The sequence below is a fragment of the Bradyrhizobium sp. BRP19 genome (assembly GCF_020194195.1).
Lineage (GTDB): Bacteria > Pseudomonadota > Alphaproteobacteria > Rhizobiales > Xanthobacteraceae > Bradyrhizobium > Bradyrhizobium yuanmingense.
The window spans coordinates 14,596-32,600 of the sequence record NZ_JADYVZ010000024.1; the positions used below are offsets into that span (position 1 = coordinate 14,596).

Here is an 18,005-nt window from a genome sequence, read left to right on the forward strand (position 1 = left end):
GCGCGTGTCGCGCTCACTTCACGGTACGACCGGCGAGCCTGTGATAGGATCCAAGCAACCGTTCGGCAATGTGGTCCCAGTTCAGAGGGCCGGCCGCGGTCTGCCGCGCGCCGTCAGCCAACGTTGTGGCGAGTGAATTCGACGTCAGCACGCGCTCGAGTGCATCGGCGAGCGCAGTGGCATCGCCGGGAGGGACCAGGAGACCATTGACGCCGTCCGTCACGACGTCGGGAATGCCACCGGTGGCGCTGGCGACGACGGGACGCGCATTCCCATAGGCGGATGCGAGCACTCCGCTTTGTGATGCATCCTTGTAGGGCAAGGCAACCACCTTAGCAGATTGAAATAGACGTCCGGTATCCGCAGGCGAAATGTAGGCATTGATGGTCTTGACCGTCGGCATTGCCTCCATCCTGGCGCCGAGCCGTGTCATCTCGGGGCCGCGCCCGGCGACGATCGCTTCATGCGCGACGCCGCGCTGGGCCAACATGTCGATCGCGTCGATGAAGATGTCGAGGCCCTTGTAAGCCCACATCCGTCCAAAAAACAGGATGCGTCTGGATTCGGGCTCGGTGAACGAGCTTTTGTCCGGCGGAACCATCAGCACGCCGTGCATGCTGGAAACCGTCTCGCCCTTGAAGTCGGGCGAGGCGCGATGAAAATCTGCAATGCAGCTCTCGCCGTGCGTCGTGACGATCGAGGCGGCCGCACGCATGCGCCCGCGCCAGGCATCTTCACGGGGCGAGGTGCCGGAGCCGCCCTCCGAGTGCGGGATAGCATCGTGAACGGTCAGCACCAGGGGAATGCCGAGCGGACGCAGGAACTGAATCAGCTTGGACGTGTAGATCTCGGGAACTTCGTGACAATGGATCACGTCCGGGCGGAAGGAAATTATGTCGATGAACGAGGCAGGGATGCCGATTGCGCCGCCGCGCCGCAGACTGAGGTCGCGAATCCGTGTCTCGAACGGCGCCGTCACAGCGATATCGGCAAGCTCCCATTGCTGGTTCGCGTCTTTGCGGTTGAGCACAAGCCGAACGTCGCAATGATGCGCCAATCCCGATGCGAGGCGGTAGGAATATTCCGCAAAATGCGGCGCGTAGATGGCCACGCGGAGGCGCTGGGCCATGCTAGTTCTTTCCGCTCCAGAGGTCGATCGGGAATGCACTCATCAAGGCACGATGATCAAAGTTGAGGCGCGCAGCTCCCCCCATCTCGCGACCTTCGTCAATACTCGTCGCAAACTCGACGGCGAACCGGCCGGTGCCCTCATAATAGTCATGATACTTGAACTCGGCCTCTCCGCTGCTCAGCCGTACGTATCGAGCCGGTATCCCGAATGCCTCGGCGACGATGATGCCGTGGAGCGAGCTGGCCAGCACCAGTTCAGCTTCGAGAATGGCGTCAATTCGCCGGTTCCAGGATCCCAGCGGTGAGACCACCGTATCGGCGGCAGGGTCGACGATGTTCAAATCGTGCAAATTCGGAACAAACACCCACGGCTTCTTGGCAGTAGGGCGAAAACGATTTGGAAACAGCTGAGGAAGCAGCAAGGCCGGATCTCCGAACACTTCGGGAACCGCGATGCCCCGGCGCTGCAGAACTTCCCGGGTACGGGGGCCGCGCACCGCTCGCACGTCCAAATTCTGCACGCGATGGTTGAGGTCACCTTGGCCGGGGCGTCCGTTTACGCCGCTTCCCCAGATCACATCGCCATTTCGCGCGTAGTGGAGCACGGAGCCGATCGCGAACAAGCGCGCTTGCCGCGGCACCTCATCGGCGAGCGTATAGCCGAATTGCCGCAAGAGATGGTCAACGACAACGATCGAAAGATGATCACCGAAATTGATCGTTCCGTCGTCGGGACGCCAGAAGAACAAGTCCACGTGCGGATAGGGCAGTTGATGAATAAAGTCGCAGCCGACCTCGTTGATCAGCCGTCGTAGATTGCCTCGAAAATTCATGCTGCCTCGGATGTAGCTGCTTTCTTGCCGTAGTGTCCTCGTAAACAAGGCGACTATTGGACCATAGCAGCCAATGGCTCATCGACGAATGTCGACCTAACCCCGAATTGTGACAGGCTTCCAGTTGCGCCACGAGATTATCAAGCCGCGCTCGATCGTTTCGGGCGTCATTTGGTCGGCGCTCGATTCCGCGGTCGGGCAGGCGCTCACGCTCGCAATCTACATGATCATGGCGCGGCTGCTGTCGCCGCAGATTCTCGGCATCGTGGCAACGGGAGCGCTGGCGCTCGAGTTCTGCCGGGCGGTCCTGATCGAGAGCATCGCGATTGCCGTCCAGGCGCGTCCCGATCCGAAGGATGAGGATTACACTGCCTCGTTTTGGCTCATCGCGGGCCTCTCCTTGTTTGCAGCACTCGCACTGTTCGCCTCGAGCGGCGCCATCGAACGACTCTCGGGTCTTTCGGATATTGCCATCGTTCTCAAGGGATTTTGCATCGTCGTGGCCGTGCAAGGCCTGTCACGGACGCACGAAGCCTGGCTGACGCGCAATCAACTCTTTCGATCCCTCGCCATCCGTTCGCTTTCTTCAATCTCGGTTGGCGGAGCCGTAGGGATCGCGCTGGCGATACAGGGTTACGGGGTCGTTGCGCTGGTCGGACAGCTCGTCTCGACTTCGTTGATCTCGCTGGTCAGCCTTTGGGTCTTGACACCCTGGCGCCCTCGGCTCCGGGTCAGCCGGCAGGCTGTTATCGATCTCCTGAGCTATGCGCGCTACGTGGCACTGACGGGAATCACTAACTTTGCCAATGCCAATTCCGATCTGATTTTCGTCACGTGGTATACCGGCGCCGCCGGCGCGGGCTTCTACAGCCTCGCCAAGCGCCTGGTCAACGCCGTGAGTACCGTGATCGGGAATGCGTTGAACCGCGTGTTCTTTTCGACCATCGCTGGCCTCCAGCATGACCGGGAAGCATCGCGTTCGACGCTGGTCGACTTCGTCAAGTACACGTCACTGCTGACGGCCCCGCTTTTCGCGGGCATAGCGGCTCTGGCACCGGATCTCATCGTCGGTTTCTTCGGATCCAAGTGGGGCGAGGCCGCCCCTCTACTCGCGATCATGTCGATCACCGGGTTCTTGACCACGATCGGCCTCTACAATCACTCGGTGATCCTGGCATTCGGCAAACCGCACTGGCAGACTTGGCTGACGCTGATATACGCGGTTTCGAACATAGCGATCTTCATCGTCGCTGCGCCATTTGGCCTTATCGCCATCGCTGTCGGCTATGTCGTTCGCGCCTTGTTGCTGTATCCACTGTCCGCCGGAGCCTCGATGCGGATCTTGGCGCTCGGCATCAGGCCCTATGCCGCGGCGCTGATGCCGGCACTTGCGGGCTCCGCGGTGATGGCCTGCGCGGTGGTTGCTGCCTCCATTACCATGCCGGCCACGTCGCCATGGCTGCGTCTCTCCGCGCTCGTGCTGCTTGGTTCTTCGGTCTATCTTGCCGTTGTCATGGCGGTCGCCCGGCCGGCCGTGGTGCGGATATGCCAGGAAGTCTGGGGTCGTGTGCGGCGATCGTCTAAGACCTAGCCAGAATTCGGCCTGCACGCACCAGCTAGCTTGCGTTGGCCGCCTGTCTGGCCTCGGCAAGATCGAGCGGCTCGGGCTTCGGGACGCGGGCTGATCTTGCCCCGCCAGGCGCAAGCCGGTTGATCACTCTTCTAGCGGGATCTTCGACGTAGCGATATGTCACGTCGGCAACGACTGTCAGAACGATGCAGCAGACCAATGCAAACACCGGAAACATGCTTGGCTGAAGTCCGAAATAGTGCCAGGCCGGCTTGAAGAGCAGGATCAACAGCACTTCGTGCATCATGTAGATGGCATATGACGTGTTGCCGAGGCGGCCGAGCCAATCGGAGCCGGGAAACCGCGCGAAGGCGCTTTCTCCCGTGGCTGTGACGAGGATCGCGAGAGAGAACAGTATGATTGCAAGGTCGGGCTTGGCAAAGAAGTTGAGAACCAGAACCGAGACGGCAAACAGCGCTATTCCGGCGAATGCAACCGGCTTCTTGCGATAGCCGCTCGAGAGCCTGAACAGGACGGTTAGGAGAATCCCGTTCAGGAAGCTCGGAAGCGCCCGTAACATCCCGAAATCGAAAGTTGCCCCGTACATCTGAGAGCGTTCCTGCCAGATCGGCAGGTGAGCATGGGCAAGGATGCCGTAAGAGAGCGCGACGATGATCGCCAGCATCAGCGGCGAGATCCTCCCGGCCAGCAGCATGAACAATGGGAATAATAGGTAACAGAACAGCTCGGCGCTGATGGACCAAGCCGGCGAGTTGAAGCTGAGATGATCTGTAATACCCCACGCCTGCACGAGGAAGAGGTTTTGAATGAAATCCGTCAAGCTCGCGTGCGAGGTCGGACCGGATATGCCCATGAGAGCAAGGACCGCGAATATCAACAATGTGAGCAGATGCAAGGGGTAGATTCGCGCGATCCGCCTAATGAGGAAGCGCGCATAGGAGCGCGGGCCTGTCGAGGTTGAAGGATAGGAGTAGGAAATCACGAACCCGGACAGGATGAAGAACATGTCCACGAACAGGCCATAGGACCCGTTCCAGGCCGGTGAGATGCCCTTGTCGATCAGCTTCAGGTGGAAGATGAAGACCCCGAGCGCGGCGACGAAGCGGTAGAAGTCGAGAACGACAAAACGTCTTGCTTCACTGGCTTCCATCGGGGCTCGGTTTCCTTGCACGTTTCGTCGCTCTTCTAGAGACGAATTGTGACGCAAGTTCGCAAGCGCGGCGGCCGATGGCGGCACAACCCGACGATCCCTCCGAATTCATGGGGCTCATCCAATTGCGGATGGCAGAGAGCCCTTTGCTCATCGATGAGGCAGGCGCCCGACCAACGAGCGATCAGGGGCCGGGACATGGTCCCGGCCCCCAGCGACGTTGGCGCCCGTTTGGGCAGGTCTCACTGGCTCAAACGAACACGAAGTCGTGGCTCGTCAGGCTGGAGACGTAGACGTTCTTCAGCAGAATCGAGTCGGTCGCCGAGAACGTGATGAGCGCGTTCGTGCCGGACTGCGTGATCTGGAGGTGGCTGTAGTCCTCCGCCAGCAGTTTCGAGATCGCGATCGTGTCGTGCGTCGTCCCGCTGCCGGCCTGGAAGTTGAGGATCTGGTCCTGGCCGTGGTCGTACGCGATGGTCGTCGAGTTCGGCGCCGCCGAGAACACGTCATTGCCGGCCCCGCCCTGGATCGTCACGCCGCTGGCGACGGCCGTGACGTTGTGGGTGCCATCGGACTTGGTCTGATCGATGAACTCGAGCGCCTTGGCGGTGTTGTAGCTCTCGTGCTGCGTGACGCCGGCCTGTCCGTTGAAGTTGAACAGGAAGACGTCCCTCGAGCCGTCGGCGTGGCTGGCGATCTCCTGGGTCTTGATGCCGGCGCTGTTATAGATGTCGGTCAGCTTGCTGCCGTCATTGTTGATGACCTGGGTATAGTCCAGAGTGCCGTCGGCGTGGGTCCTTGTGATCTCGACGATCTTGCCCGAGGCATCGAGGTGCTGGTGCTGCGTCGTGTAGGACTGGCCTGTGATGTTGTAGTTCCAGTTGTCCGACGTGCCGTCGGCGTTCTTGATGTAGGCAGCGGTCTTGATACCGCCGGTGTAGACCGTGGTGGAACTGTAGCCGTCGCTCTTGGTCGTCACCTCGCTGGTGATAATTCCTTTGGCGTCATACCAGCCCGAGGTCTTGGTGCCGTCGGCGCTCTGCACAAGGGTGAATGCCAGGCTGTCGTCGGCGTGGGTCCGCACGATGTGCGTCAGGAAACCGGTGGTATCGTAGGTATCGTGCTCTTTCGTGTAGTTCTGACCGATGACGTTGAAGAGATAGACATCCCTCGAGCCGTCGGAGTGATAGTCGGTTTGTGTCTTCTTGAGGCCTGAAGCGTCGTAATTGGTCACGACGCTGCCACCGTCGCTGCCGACGACCTGGGTATAGTCGAGCGTGCCGTCGGCGTGCCAGCGGGTCACCTCCGTCGTTTTGCCGGTCGGATCGAGATGCTGGTGCTGCGTGGCATAGCTCTGACCGGTGATGTTGTAGGTGTAATTGTCTTGGCTCAGGTCGGCATTGGTGATGTAGGCCGCAGTTTTCAGGCCGTTGGTATAGACCGTTGTCGAGCTGTAACCGTCGGCCTTCGTGATCACCTCGCTGGTGAGGACCCCCTTGGCATCGTACCAGTCCGTCGTCTTGGTCCCGTCCTTGCTCTGCACCAGCTTGAACGCCATGCTGCCGTCCGCGTGCTTCCGGATCAGCGTCGTGAGGAAGCCGGTTGCATCGTAGACATTGTGTTCGGTCGTGTAGTTCTGGCCGGTGATGTTGTAGAGGAAGACATCCTTGCTGCCATCAGCGTGGTACTCGGATTGTTTCGTCCGTACTCCCGTCGAGTCATAGATGGTGACGACGCTGCTCCCGTCGTTGTTGACGACCTGGGTATAGTCGAGCGTGCCGTCCGCGTGCTTGCGGGTGACGGACGTGACCTTGCCGGACGGATCGATGTGCTGGATCAGCGTGGTGTAGCTCTGGCCGGTGATGCCATAGGCATAGTTGTCCAGACTACCGTCGGCGTTCTTGATGTAAACTTTTGTCTTGACGCCGTTGCTGTAGAGGGTTGTCGAGGCGAAGCCGTCGGCCTTTTGGACCACCTCGCTGGTGAGGCTGCCGGCGGCATTGTACCAGTTGGTCGTCTTGGTGCCGTCGGCGGTCTGCATCAGCTCGAAGGCCAGGCTGCCGTCGGCATGCAGGCGCGTCAGGGTCGTGAGGAATCCGGTCGAATCGTAGACGTCGTGCTGGGTCGTATAGTTCTGGTCCTTGATGTTGTACGTCCAGACATCCTTGCTGCGATCGGCATGGTAGGCCGTCTCGATCAGTTTCACTCCCGTGGCGCTGTACAACGTGATCACGCTGCTGCCGTCACTATTGTAGACCTGGGTCGAGTCCAGCGAGCCGTCGGCATGGCTGCGGATCACCGAAGTGACCTTCCCCGAAGCGTCGAGATGCTGCACCTGGGTGGTGAAGCTCTTGCCCGTGATGTTGTAGGTATAGTTGTCCTGCGAGCGGTCCGCGTTCTTGACGTAGGCGGCTGTCTTCACGCCGTTGGTGTAGAGCGTGGTGGAGTAATAGCCGTCGGGCTTCTGGACGACTTCGCTCAGCAGGGTGCCGGCCGTGTTGTAGGTGTCGGTTGTCCGGGTTGCGTCGGTTCCGACATGAACGAACTTCGTCTGCACGCCGCCGGTGTAGCTGATCACGTCCTTGGAGCCGTCGCTGTGGACGATGGTGGTCGAGGTCGGCTGTCCGCTTGAATTGAGGCCGGTGTCGGATTTCGAGAGCAGCTTGCCGCTCGAATCGTAAGTCCTCGTGCTGGTCCAGGTCGCCGCCGAGTTCGTCACCGAGAACGAATATCCGCCCTGGATCTTCGAGAGCGCGTTGCCGTAATGGGCGATCATGTAGTCCATGGTCGCCTTCGACGCGACCTGCAGGACGTGGGAGTCGGTCAGGGTGATTGTCTGCAGCGCCGTCGAGTCGCTCAGATCGGACAGTTGCGGTACGATCTCCGCAGCCGTTCCGGTGACGCTGGTCCTTGTGTCCGGGGCGGGCGGCGTGGTCGGGGGCGCGTCGATCTCGATGATCACAGGGTGATCGCTGACCGGAATGGTGATGGTGCTGACGTCGGTGTAGCTGGCGATCGCTGTGGTGCCGGTCAGCGTGTCGTACACCTTCACGGTATGATGGACGGCGCCGAGGTTCACCGTCACCGTCTGGGCCGCATTGGACAGCTCGGTATCGGTGGCATCGTTCCAGAGCTTCGGCTCGGCCCAGACGACGAGTTCGTAGGCGCCATTGCTCTTGCCGAGCACCATGCTGTTGCCGGTGGCCGGCATGTTGCTCAACGTGTAGTTCAATGGGTCAGTCGGCTGCAGGCCGCCCTTGCCGTCGTCGGCCAGAATGGTCGTCAGGTTGTGAATCGCCGTCGCGGCGAGCTTGGGCGTGCCGTCGGAATTGAACAGGCCGAAATTGGCTTCGGGATTGGTGTTGGCTGCAGACGAGTCGCGGTCGAACAGCTCGTAGAGGTAAGTTGCACTCACGCCGGCCTTGTAGGCGACGACAAGCGTGTTCAGGATCGATTTGGCCTGCACCATCTCGTTGGCGCCGAGATACTGGGTGTTGTTTTGCGTGGTGTAGCCGGTTTCCGTGATGACGACAGGCTTTCCCGGAGCCGCGGCCATGACGGCGCTCAGCGTCGCCGCAATGGAGCTGCTCGGATTGAGGCCGGTGCTGACATAAGCGTGGGCGTTGGCATAGTCGACCGAGCCCGACATGTTGCCGAGCTGGCTGTAGCCTTGCGGATCGTTGTAGGCCAGTGACAGATTGTAGACGGGGATGCTGGCGAGCGTCGCGTTGGCATTGACGGCCTGATAGAGCGCACTCTGGAACTGGGCCGCGGCCGAAAGGCTGGAGCTGCCATTGTAGCTGAAGGGCTGGTGATTGGCCTCGTTGAGCCCCTCGATGGCGGTGATGCTGCCCGAATAGCTCGTCGCGAATTTTTGGAGCGAGGCGATGTAGTTCTGCAACCCGACCGTACCGGACTGGGGCAGCGCAGACGATACCAGAAAGTCGAACTTGTAGCCGGCGGCGGCCAGGCCCTCGACGACCGGCTGCGCAGCGGGGTTCGTCCCCATCGCGTCGCGGAGATGGGTGACGCCGATATATTCGAGGCTGTCGGCCATCAGCGCGAGGTTGTTGTAGCCGGTCCATCCGAAACCGGCGTGCGTGTTGACGCCGATGGAGTTGATGAAGCTGCTGGCGGACAGGATTGTTTGATCAGGCATTGCAAACTCGGGTTTCAGCGCGAACGAAATTGCTCGCAGGGATTTGCGTCGAAGCTTCTCTGTCGAGTGTGAATTTCAGATAAAAATCGAAGCTACAAATCGCGAGTGAAATGCGGTTCCTTGTGCAGGAACAGCTCGACTCGTATTGCAGCAGAATGCTGATGCGATGCCCGTGCAGGATGGCGTGAGAATGGCGCTTTCAAGATTTCCACGATTCACGCTGCTAAATATATGCGCAAGCTGTGCGAGTTCGATCCAACGCTTCGGCTTGAGAGCGTGTCATACGAACGCGGCGGTGGGGTGCGACTCTTTCGTCTGCGTCATCGGATGGCACAGGGAGTCGGCAGATGCCATTTTCATGGGCGATCAATCTGAAAGATTTTATCGCACTGGTTGTATCCGTATTTTCCCGGATATGACCGCTTGGTTTGATCGGGAAGGCGCAATGGTTCCGTCCAGGACCTGAATTTGAGCCGTGGCCCAACGGCTCAGTTGCTCGCCCGCTGTGTTCCGATCCGTGCCGGATGCGGCGAATTGGGCTAGCCGCGACGGGCCAGCATCAGAAAATCGCCGCGCCATCCGACGATCGCCGTTGCGAGCGCGGCGATCACGATCTTGCCGGCAAGCCATGTCGCGGGCTCGGTCGGCATCGCGCCGAGTGATCCGATCAGGACGGCGGCCACCAGCGCCTGCGCGACCAGTGACCAGCGCGGGAATGCCTCGAACCGCAGGGTCGGACCGAGCGCAAACAGAATCGCTGCCAGCGTGGCGAGGCAAGCGCAGCCGACCGCCTGTTGCGGCGACAGGCCGGCCCATGCCGCGGCCAGCGCGACGGCAGCGACGATCGCGAGCTGGCCGGCCGCAACGATCACGAGCCTCGTTGCGAGCTTCTCTAGGTGCGGAACGACCGCGACGGTCGCTTGGAGATGCGTGTGCAGGAAATAGAAGACGGCCACAACAGGTGCCGTCGTCAGGAAGCCATCAAGGCTCTCCCGCGGCACCAGGATACGGGCTGCATCCGGAATGAAGCCGACGAGACCGCCGAGCAGCACGAGGGTCGTGCAGACCATGAACTCGAACATCCGCCGCGTCGATTGCACCGACTTCATGACGGTTCCGTGCTCGAAATCCTTCACGACATCGGGATAGCTCACGGTGTGGATCGCTGCATTGAGGACCCAGAACGGGCGTTGCAGCAGGTCGAGCGCAATCGAGAATCCGGCGCCGGCGCCCGTCGCGCCCAGCCGGCCGATGATGATGAACCGGAGCAGCACCGGCACCGAGAGATGGATGACGGACGCACCCGCCGCCAGCATGCCGTAGCGGGAGAAATCCTTCCAGTCAGCCAGCATCGTCCGCAGCGGAACGCGCTCCAGGGGGGTGCGATAGGCCACCAGCCCCGCGAGCAGGCCCAGGGCGTGGCCCGCACTGACGCCGAGCAGCGCCGCTTCCGCCGTTCCCCAAATCGCCGCACCCGCGGCGGCTCCGGTCAGAAGGGCGGTAGCGCGAAACGCCAGGAGAGAGGAGGCGACACCCAGCCGGTCGGACAGGCGGACCGACAGCAAATAGAGGTCGGTCAGGCCCTGAAGCACGGATATGCCGAGGCCCAGCGCGATGATCCCTGCCGGGAGCACGCTGGCCAGAGATGCGCAGCCGCCGACCACGACGAGCGCGCCCGCGCTCGACAGGCCCGCGGCAAAGAGCGACCACCTCAGCCGCGCCGCCTCGTTCTCCCCGGCTGCTGCCAGAAAACGCAATCCGGCGAGCTGCAGCCACTCGAACATCAGGACGCAGAGCAATTGGCTCGAGGCCAGTGCCAACGAGAAATTGGTGTAGTCGGCGGCGGGCAACAGATGACTGATCGCGAAGATCAGGATGATCGCCGCGGCGCTCTGATAGAGGTAGCCCGCCATCGCGAAGAGGCGTGTCATCTCGGAATGAGGCGCTCCTTGCCGACGGCCCGCGGCGCTTCAGTCGTTGCTGCGCGCACGCGCGACATCCGCTGCTCGCGCAATTGCTCATACAGATTCTTGTAGGATGACAGCACGTCGGCAAATACCCATTTGTTGGTATCTGCGATCAGGCGCCGGCTGATCTCGTCGATCTTGTGCGGATCAGACGCGACTGCAAGCATGCTGTCGGCCAGGGATTGGGGATCGGCTTCGGTCAGCCAACCCGTCACGCCGTGCTCGATGACCTCGGGCATGCCGCCAAAGCGCGTTCCGAGCAGCGGCCTGCCGGCCGCCTTGGCATCTGCGACGACGAGTGGACCGGGGTCGTGCCAGATCGAGGGCGCGACCACCACGTCGACCTGCCTGTAGAAATCGTCCGGCGCCACGAAGCCCATGAACTCGATGCGCGCATCCGGCGCGAGCGCCTTGAGGCGGCGCTGCTCCTCCTCGCTGACCCGGCCGGCGATCATCATTCGGATGCGGTCGGGGGGCAGCATGGCAAGGGCATGCATCAGGTTGTCGATGCCCTTCTCCTCAGTGAGGCGGCCGATGAACCCGAACGTCACTTCCGTGGTGCAGACCGGGCGAGGGTAGGGCTCGCGCGGCGGCTCGGTCGAGGCGTTGCGGATCACGGTTCGGATCGGCGTCTCCGCGAACATGCCCATGTCGGTATGGATCGACAGCACGCGCTCGCTCACGCCGACCACGGCGCTCAGCCAGTGCGTCGCCCGCTTGCGATGGAAGGTCAGGATCCCGCAGCTCGTGCAGGTGTGCTCGCAAGAGCGTCCCTTGTCGAAGCGCGAGCAGCGCGGGCAGGTCAGATAATAATCGTGAAGCGTATGCAGCACCGGCACGCCGAGCTGGGCGGCGACGCGCCAGATCGCGGTGGTGAGACCCGACAAATTGTTGGAGTGCAGCACGTCCGGCTTGAAGGCCCGGATGCGTTCCGCTATCAGCGGCGCCTGCATCTGCCAGTCGTCGACCGCATGCCAGATGCTGCGCTTTACGATGTTCTTCGGCAGCGAGAAGGGCAGATGGAAGTTGCGCACCGGCGCAGAATAGACGTTGATGCCGTTGCAGCTTTCACGAGCCTGCTCGGGCGCGGATGCGCTGCGGATCACCTCGACCTCGTCTCCGCGCTGCACCAGGCCTTCGGCGAAGCGCCGCGCGAAGATCTCCGCACCGCCGACGATCTTGGGGGCCTGAGGCGTCGGATAAAGAGTGGACGTCAAAAGAACTTTCATCACTGAACCTCATGTCTTGCAAAATCGCGCTTACCGCGCCGGCCTTATCTCCAAAGCGGGCATGGCACCGTTGCTCGCTGCAATGAGAACCGGCGTGGTCGAAACCGGAATCCAGGCACCGGACGCAGGTCTTGCGGCCGAGTCGCACGGCATCGCAAAGGTTGCGCCGTCCTGATCCCCCTTGATCCGGACCTCGTAACGCCGCTCGGGAGTCTCGGACCATACCGCAACTCTGGCGCCGGACGTCGTCGTTGCATTGATCGACACGACGCCACTGGCGAGCTCGCGTTTCTCGGCGCTCAGGCTGGAGCGGATGAAAGCCCAGGCGCCCTGAACCGCGCAGGCGACGGGCTTCGGCGAATTGTCGAAACGGTAGAGCCCGAAATTGTGCTCCAGATCCGATGCGTCCTTTCCACTGTCCTTGAGTTCGTAGAACCACATTCCTTTGAGCCAGCGCGCCGCGGTTGATGCCCACAAGATGAGCTGCGCACTATTGTCGGACTGGGCTTGTTCGCTGACGCCGCATTTATTGGTGGCAGCCGTGGTCCACCCGGTCTCGGTGACATAGATCGGAAAATCGGGGTTTCCGCTCGCCTGGCCGACCAGGCGGTGAAACGCCGTCAGCCTGTCGATGATTTCGGCCGAGGTGCGTTTGCTCGGGCCCATGCAGAAATTGTAGAGATGGATCGATGCGCCGTCCGCATATTGAAGAATGCCGGTCCGCAGCATCTTCTCGGTCCATGTCCAGCCCAGATCGTCGCCGAGCGCGCCGACCAAAAACGGCGCATTTGGCGCCACCCGCTTGACCACCGGCCGCGTGACCTCGGCAAGCGCCCGATAGTTTTCCGGCGAGAACGCAGGATCCTTCTTCGCCGCCAGGTTCCATTCGTTCCAGAGCTCGAACAGCGGATGCTGCGCCACCACCGATTGCGCCGCCGCCGCCGCATAATCGGCGAACCGCTGCCGCGCCTCGTCCGTCGTCGGTGGCGAGGAATTCGGAACGAGATGATGGCCGAAGGCGAGGATCAGGAGAGGGCGCGCGACGCCGGACTTGACCTGCGCTTCGAGCCTGCCAAGTCGGGGTGTGAAGCCCATCCGGCGTCCCCCAACCTCGAACTCGGACCAGGGAAAATCATCGCGAAAGGAATTGAGACCGAGTTGCTTGATCTGGGCGACGTTTTCCGAAGGCACGTATCCGCGCGCGCTCACCGGGCCGCCCAGCCCCTGATGTGTGCCGACCCCGAGCAGGAATCGGGCATCGAGCGGTTGCGCCTGCTGTGCGCAGACCGGGACCGGAAGGAGAATGGATGCGATGAGGCTCGCGAGGCGGAGACTGTCGCGAACCAAGGTGCGTGGGAGCGGTGCAGCCATCAGAAATTCTTGGAGAGATCCGACTGCAGCGCCGCCTTCGCTGCGACGGGCGTCTGGTCGTCCTGAAGCAGCTCGACATAGACCTGCTGCAATTGCGCATGCGTCTTCTCAACGTCGTAGAGCTGCTTGAACCGGTCGTAGCCGCGCTGCCCCAGCACCTTGAGATCGAGATCGAGTGCGCGCCGGAAACCATCCACGAGCGGCTGAACCGCGACGGGCTCGCAGAGCACACCGGTGACGCCATCGACGACGATCTCGGGCAAAGCGCCGCTGCGGAATGCCAGGATGGGCTTGGCCGCGCGCATCGCTTCGAGCGCAACGAGGCCGAAGGCTTCCCAACGTGACGGAATCACGACGAGGTCGGCGGCCTCGAGCTGGGTCTCGATGGTCGGGCGGTCGAGCCAGCCCAACAGGGACACGTTGGACGGGACGGTCGGACCTTCGTACTTGTTGACGACGGAGGCGCCGATCATGCGGACGTCCAGCACATCCTCGAGCGCGCGTGCCGCTTCGATCAGCAGATCGAACCCCTTCTGCCGGTCCAGGCGTCCGATGAACAGCACCTTGACCTTCTTCGAGGTCCAGTCAGCCGCGACGGGCTGCGGCGTGCGGCTCTTCGAGATGCCGTTGTGGACCACGGTGAGGCGGTCGGCAGGAATTCCCGCGCGCACCGCCTCGCTATACTCGTCGCCGGAGATGCAGATGATTCGGTCCGAGGTGCGCGCAAGCAGGTTCTCCGCCGCCTTCGTCAGCTTATGACTGAAGCGGCCGGTCTCGCGCGAAAATGCCCAGCCGTGCGGACAATAGACGACGCGCGGTCCGCCCGAGCGGGCTGCCAGCGCGGGCCGGAGCACGAGCCCTGCAAAGGAAGAATGCAGGTGCACCACGTCCGGTCTGAAGGCATCCAGCGCTTGCATGCTGGCACGCAGCATCTGGAATAGGCCGGCGACGCTGCGGCCGGATCGCTCGAATGTTGTAATCTGGTTGTCATCGATTGCGCCGAGGTCGCCCCGATGATCCGACGGCACGACATAATGCACGTTCTCAGCACCGAAGCTGGCCTGTTGTTGAGGATGCAACTCGTTCAGATAGCTCGCGATCCCGCCACGGATCGTTTCGGCGATGTGCAGCACTTTCATCGTTTGCCTTGCGTAGGGCCGCGTTGGAGAGCCGGACATCTGTATCCCTGTTCTGTGTTCGCTAGTGCGAAACACAATTCCTCGAATACGTAGCGATATTGGGGCAGCGATGTGGTGATGTTGCGCCAAGGCGCTCGTGCTTGCGATCATCGCAAGAACGAAGAAGAAATTTCATGGAACCAGGCAAAGAGCCGCGAGTTGCAAATCGTTTGTGCAAAAACCGTTGCGCGCGATAGGCGAACCGCGCCGCGTTTCACGCGGCGCTGGCGACGTTCGCCGGCACTGCGAGGTGATCGAGCAACGTCTTCGCCGATTTCTTCCACGAATAGAGTGCAAGGCGATCCTGTTGCCGTCGGCGTTCCTGGTCCGAGATCGCGCCGATTGCCAATCTTTCGAGCATGAGCTGCTTCAACGCCTCGGCATCCGTGGCGTCAAAATACGCAGCCGCGTCGCCGCACGTCTCCACGACGGCGTCGGCCCTCGAGGCGATGACCGGGCAGCCGAAGATCATGGCTTCGAGCGGCGGCACGCCGAACCCCTCGTAGAGCGAGGGAAACACGAAGGCCGATGCATGCGCATAGAGCGCGGCAATCTCGCTATCGGTCAGACGGCCGGCCAGCACCAGGCCGGAAGCCCCTTCGCCCGAATTATCCTGAAAGACCTTGCTATTATCGCCGCCGACGATGACCAGGGGAACGTCAGCCCGGTCGAGCAGCTGGATGGCGCGGATCGCGACGGACAGATTCTTGTTCTTGGTTTTCGAGCCCACGAAGAGGAAGAACTTCTGCGGCTGAACGCCAAGTCGGGCCAGGATGCCGGGATCGGGCTTCGTGGCTGCAAAGTGCTCGGCGCTGTTGGGGAAGACGGGAATGCGCGATGCCGAGAGATTCAGCACGTCCGCAAGCTCCTTGCGGGAAAATCCCGACACCGTTGCGATGCTTGCGTGCCGGGCGAGCATCCGCCCCATCGTGCGATGGACGGTCAGATAGCGCCAGTTGAAGAAGTCGGGCCTGCGAAAGACCTGGGCGTCGTGAATCACGACGATGTGGTCGCGATGGAAGACCGGTCCGGAATTGGCCAGGCTGATCAAGCGGCCTCCGGCGGCAGCGCGGGCGAGATCGATTTGATCCCACGCGTGCCCATGCAGCCGGCCGACAGCGCGAATCTTGATCCGGTCGAGATCAAGTTCCTCGCTTGCATCCGCGGGCTTCAACAATTGCCAGTCTGCGTTGCGCAGCGAGGCCGGAATCTGCTCCGACGCGAGCAGCACGTCGATCGCCTTGACCATTTCAGCGGCATAACGCTGCACGCCCGTGAGCTTTTGCGACAGAAAGCGGCCGTTGATGAAGAATTTCAATTGGGGACCACGATGGTTCATGGAGTTCCGGCCGGGTTCGCGGGGAGCTCGCGGTGGAGGAGCCGCACGTGAGCAATCGTTAGGTACAGAAATATGACGCAGCCGGGCATGGCTCGGAGGCGCCGCCTGCATGGCCCGGCGTCGCCTTGCTGCGTGCCAGGCCGGGGTGTAGAGGTCGGCCATGACCGATGACACCCACTCCTTCCGCTGCGGCTCGCTCACCGCGACCGTCAAGGCGCACGGCGCCGAGCTCTGCTCGCTGAAGGGCGGCGGCACCGAATTCCTTTGGCAGGCGGGGCCGGAATGGCCGCGTCACGCGCCGCTGCTGTTCCCGATCGTCGGGCGCCTTGCCAACGACGAATTGCGGCATCAGGGCAGGACGTATCGGATGACGCAGCACGGCTTCGCCCGCGACAGCCGCTTCGTGTGGGCAGAACGCGGCGAGAGCCGCTGCACCCTGGTGCTCGATGATAATGAGACGACGCGCGCGCTCTATCCGTTCCCGTTCCGGCTGACGGCGGCCTATGCGATCGATGAGTCCGGCCTCGATCTGACGCTCACGATCGCCAACACCGGCAAGGAGACGTTGCCGGCCTCGCTCGGCGGTCATCCCGCCTTCAATTGGCCGCTGCAGCCCGGCGCGGCGAAGGAGAGCCATGCGCTGACTTTCGCGTGCGCCGAACCGTCTCCGGTCCGCCGTCTCGAAGGTGGATTGCTGCGGCCGGCAGCGGAGCCGAGCCCGGTCAAAGGCACCTCGCTTCCCTTGTCGGACTCCCTGTTCGTCGACGACGCCATCATCTTCGACCGCATCGAGAGCACTTCGGTCCGCTATGCCGCGGCGGGCGGTGCATCGACCGGGCCATGGCTGAAAATGTCCTGGCGCGGATTTCGCGAGCTCGGCGTCTGGTCGAAACCGTCAGGCGCGCCGTTCCTCTGCATCGAGCCCTGGCGCGGCTACGCAAGTCCCGCCGACTTCCAAGGCGAGTTCACCGACAAGCCGGGACTGATGCACATCGCAGCCGGCGCGGAAGAGCAATTGTCGTTCCGCATCGAGGTCGGATCGTCCTGAGGCCGGCGAGCTGATCGATGATGCCTAGAGCATGATCCGGAAAAGTGTGAAGCGGTTTTCCGAAAAGATCATGCTCAAACAACAACCTAAAGCGCGATGACGATTCATCCTAATCGCATCGGGCTTTAGACCTCGACGCGCGTGAGATCCTCGCCGAGCACGACCGGTCCTGCATAATCCCGCCTGACGTCATCAAGCAATGCGTTCAGCATGGCATCGTCGGTGCGCGGACGGTGATGGGTCAGCGCGAGCTTCTTGACGCCGGCTTTGGCCGCGATCTTCCCGACGGTGTCGCCGCAGGCGATCGTGTATTTCGCAAGCCGGCGCAAATGCTCGTTGTTGATCTCCGGCGTGGCGAGGAAGCAGCACTGCACCAGCAGGTCGGCTCCCTCGGCCAGCCGCTCGAGCCCGGGGCAGGGGACGGTGTCGCCGGAAATAGCAATGACCTTGCCTTCCGCTTCGAAGCGATAGCCGAGACAGATCCAGCGCGCAAGAAAGGCCGGCGGCATGTCGAGGCCATCGCCATGCGAGACCAGTTCGGCACTGATCTTCCAGCGACCGGTGTCGAGCACGGGGCCTGGGATGATGTCCGTTGCGGCGACCGGCTTCCAGCCGCCGAAGCTCGGCTCGCCCTGGTCCCGCCAGGCGATGTCCTTGTCGTAGACCTGCGTGACGAGCGTGTTGACGAGCCGCTCAGTGTCCGGCGGCCCATAGATGCGGAGATCGTCCTTGCGCCCGTGCATCCACGAATTCAACATCACATCGTAGAGATCGCCGATGTGGTCGAAATGGTGATGGGTGAGGAAGACCGTGTTGATGGCGCCGAGCGGCACGCCGGCCTTGTGAAGCTGCACCATGACGCCACGGCCGGCGTCGAACAGGATGTTCTCCTCGCCAAGCCTGATCAGCGTGGTCGTCGCCATGCGGCGCGGGTCCGGGCGCGGGCCGCCGGTGCCGAGCAGTATGACCTCCATGCGCCACCTCCGAGTGCAGGCTTTTGGAGGCACAG

The 18,005-nt window shown here is 62.1% G+C and carries 12 protein-coding genes; 2 read left to right on the forward strand and 10 right to left on the reverse strand.

Annotated elements, in window-relative coordinates:
- Nucleotides 1–13 precede the first annotated feature (13 nt).
- Both I6F36_RS35050 and I6F36_RS35055 read right to left on the reverse strand, forming a co-directional pair.
- Nucleotides 14–1,129 (reverse strand): glycosyltransferase family 4 protein, encoded by a 1,116-nt coding sequence (locus tag I6F36_RS35050; protein WP_225173021.1) that lies wholly within the window; start codon nt 1,127–1,129, stop codon nt 14–16.
- A 1-nt stretch (nt 1,130) separates the two neighbouring features.
- Nucleotides 1,131–1,964 (reverse strand): polysaccharide pyruvyl transferase family protein, encoded by an 834-nt coding sequence (locus I6F36_RS35055; protein ID WP_050991696.1) that lies wholly within the window; start codon nt 1,962–1,964, stop codon nt 1,131–1,133.
- Between the two features lie 124 nt (nt 1,965–2,088).
- On the opposite strand from I6F36_RS35055, the gene I6F36_RS35060 reads away from it, so the two are divergent.
- Nucleotides 2,089–3,555 (forward strand): lipopolysaccharide biosynthesis protein, encoded by a 1,467-nt coding sequence (locus I6F36_RS35060; RefSeq protein WP_225173022.1) that lies wholly within the window; start codon nt 2,089–2,091, stop codon nt 3,553–3,555.
- 25 nt (nt 3,556–3,580) lie between these two features.
- Here I6F36_RS35060 and I6F36_RS35065 read toward each other — a convergent pair whose 3' ends face one another.
- The 7 genes from I6F36_RS35065 to I6F36_RS35095 all read right to left on the reverse strand — a co-directional run bounded on the left by I6F36_RS35065 (nt 3,581) and on the right by I6F36_RS35095 (nt 15,927).
- Entirely contained in the window at nt 3,581–4,705 is a 1,125-nt protein-coding gene (locus tag I6F36_RS35065) for an acyltransferase (protein ID WP_225147031.1), read from the reverse strand.
- 250 nt (nt 4,706–4,955) lie between these two features.
- The gene (locus I6F36_RS35070; RefSeq protein ID WP_225173023.1) at nt 4,956–8,864 is read right to left on the reverse strand and encodes an RHS repeat protein; all 3,909 of its coding nucleotides are present in this window, start codon (nt 8,862–8,864) and stop codon (nt 4,956–4,958) included.
- A 539-nt stretch (nt 8,865–9,403) separates the two neighbouring features.
- A complete protein-coding gene (locus tag I6F36_RS35075) occupies nt 9,404–10,795 on the reverse strand; it encodes a hypothetical protein (protein ID WP_036013939.1) in 1,392 nt (463 codons plus the stop codon).
- Nucleotides 10,792–12,060: a glycosyltransferase family 4 protein gene (locus I6F36_RS35080; RefSeq protein WP_036013938.1), complete on the reverse strand. Its 1,269-nt coding sequence runs from the start codon at nt 12,058–12,060 to the stop codon at nt 10,792–10,794. Before I6F36_RS35080 ends, I6F36_RS35075 begins: the two co-directional genes overlap by 4 nt.
- A gap of 30 nt (nt 12,061–12,090) precedes the next feature.
- Entirely contained in the window at nt 12,091–13,431 is a 1,341-nt protein-coding gene (locus I6F36_RS35085; RefSeq protein WP_225173024.1) for a hypothetical protein, read from the reverse strand.
- Nucleotides 13,431–14,570: a glycosyltransferase gene (locus tag I6F36_RS35090; protein ID WP_225173025.1), complete on the reverse strand. Its 1,140-nt coding sequence runs from the start codon at nt 14,568–14,570 to the stop codon at nt 13,431–13,433. The genes I6F36_RS35085 and I6F36_RS35090 overlap by 1 nt, the downstream gene beginning before the upstream one ends.
- Nucleotides 14,571–14,823: 253 nt before the next feature.
- Nucleotides 14,824–15,927 (reverse strand): glycosyltransferase family 1 protein, encoded by a 1,104-nt coding sequence (locus tag I6F36_RS35095; RefSeq protein WP_036013934.1) that lies wholly within the window; start codon nt 15,925–15,927, stop codon nt 14,824–14,826.
- 181 nt (nt 15,928–16,108) lie between these two features.
- On the opposite strand from I6F36_RS35095, the gene I6F36_RS35100 reads away from it, so the two are divergent.
- A complete protein-coding gene (locus I6F36_RS35100; RefSeq protein WP_225173026.1) occupies nt 16,109–16,996 on the forward strand; it encodes an aldose 1-epimerase family protein in 888 nt (295 codons plus the stop codon).
- A gap of 125 nt (nt 16,997–17,121) precedes the next feature.
- Here the strand turns inward: I6F36_RS35100 and I6F36_RS35105 are convergent, their stop codons facing one another.
- Nucleotides 17,122–17,970 (reverse strand): MBL fold metallo-hydrolase, encoded by an 849-nt coding sequence (locus tag I6F36_RS35105; RefSeq protein WP_225173027.1) that lies wholly within the window; start codon nt 17,968–17,970, stop codon nt 17,122–17,124.
- Nucleotides 17,971–18,005: the final 35 nt, after the last annotated feature.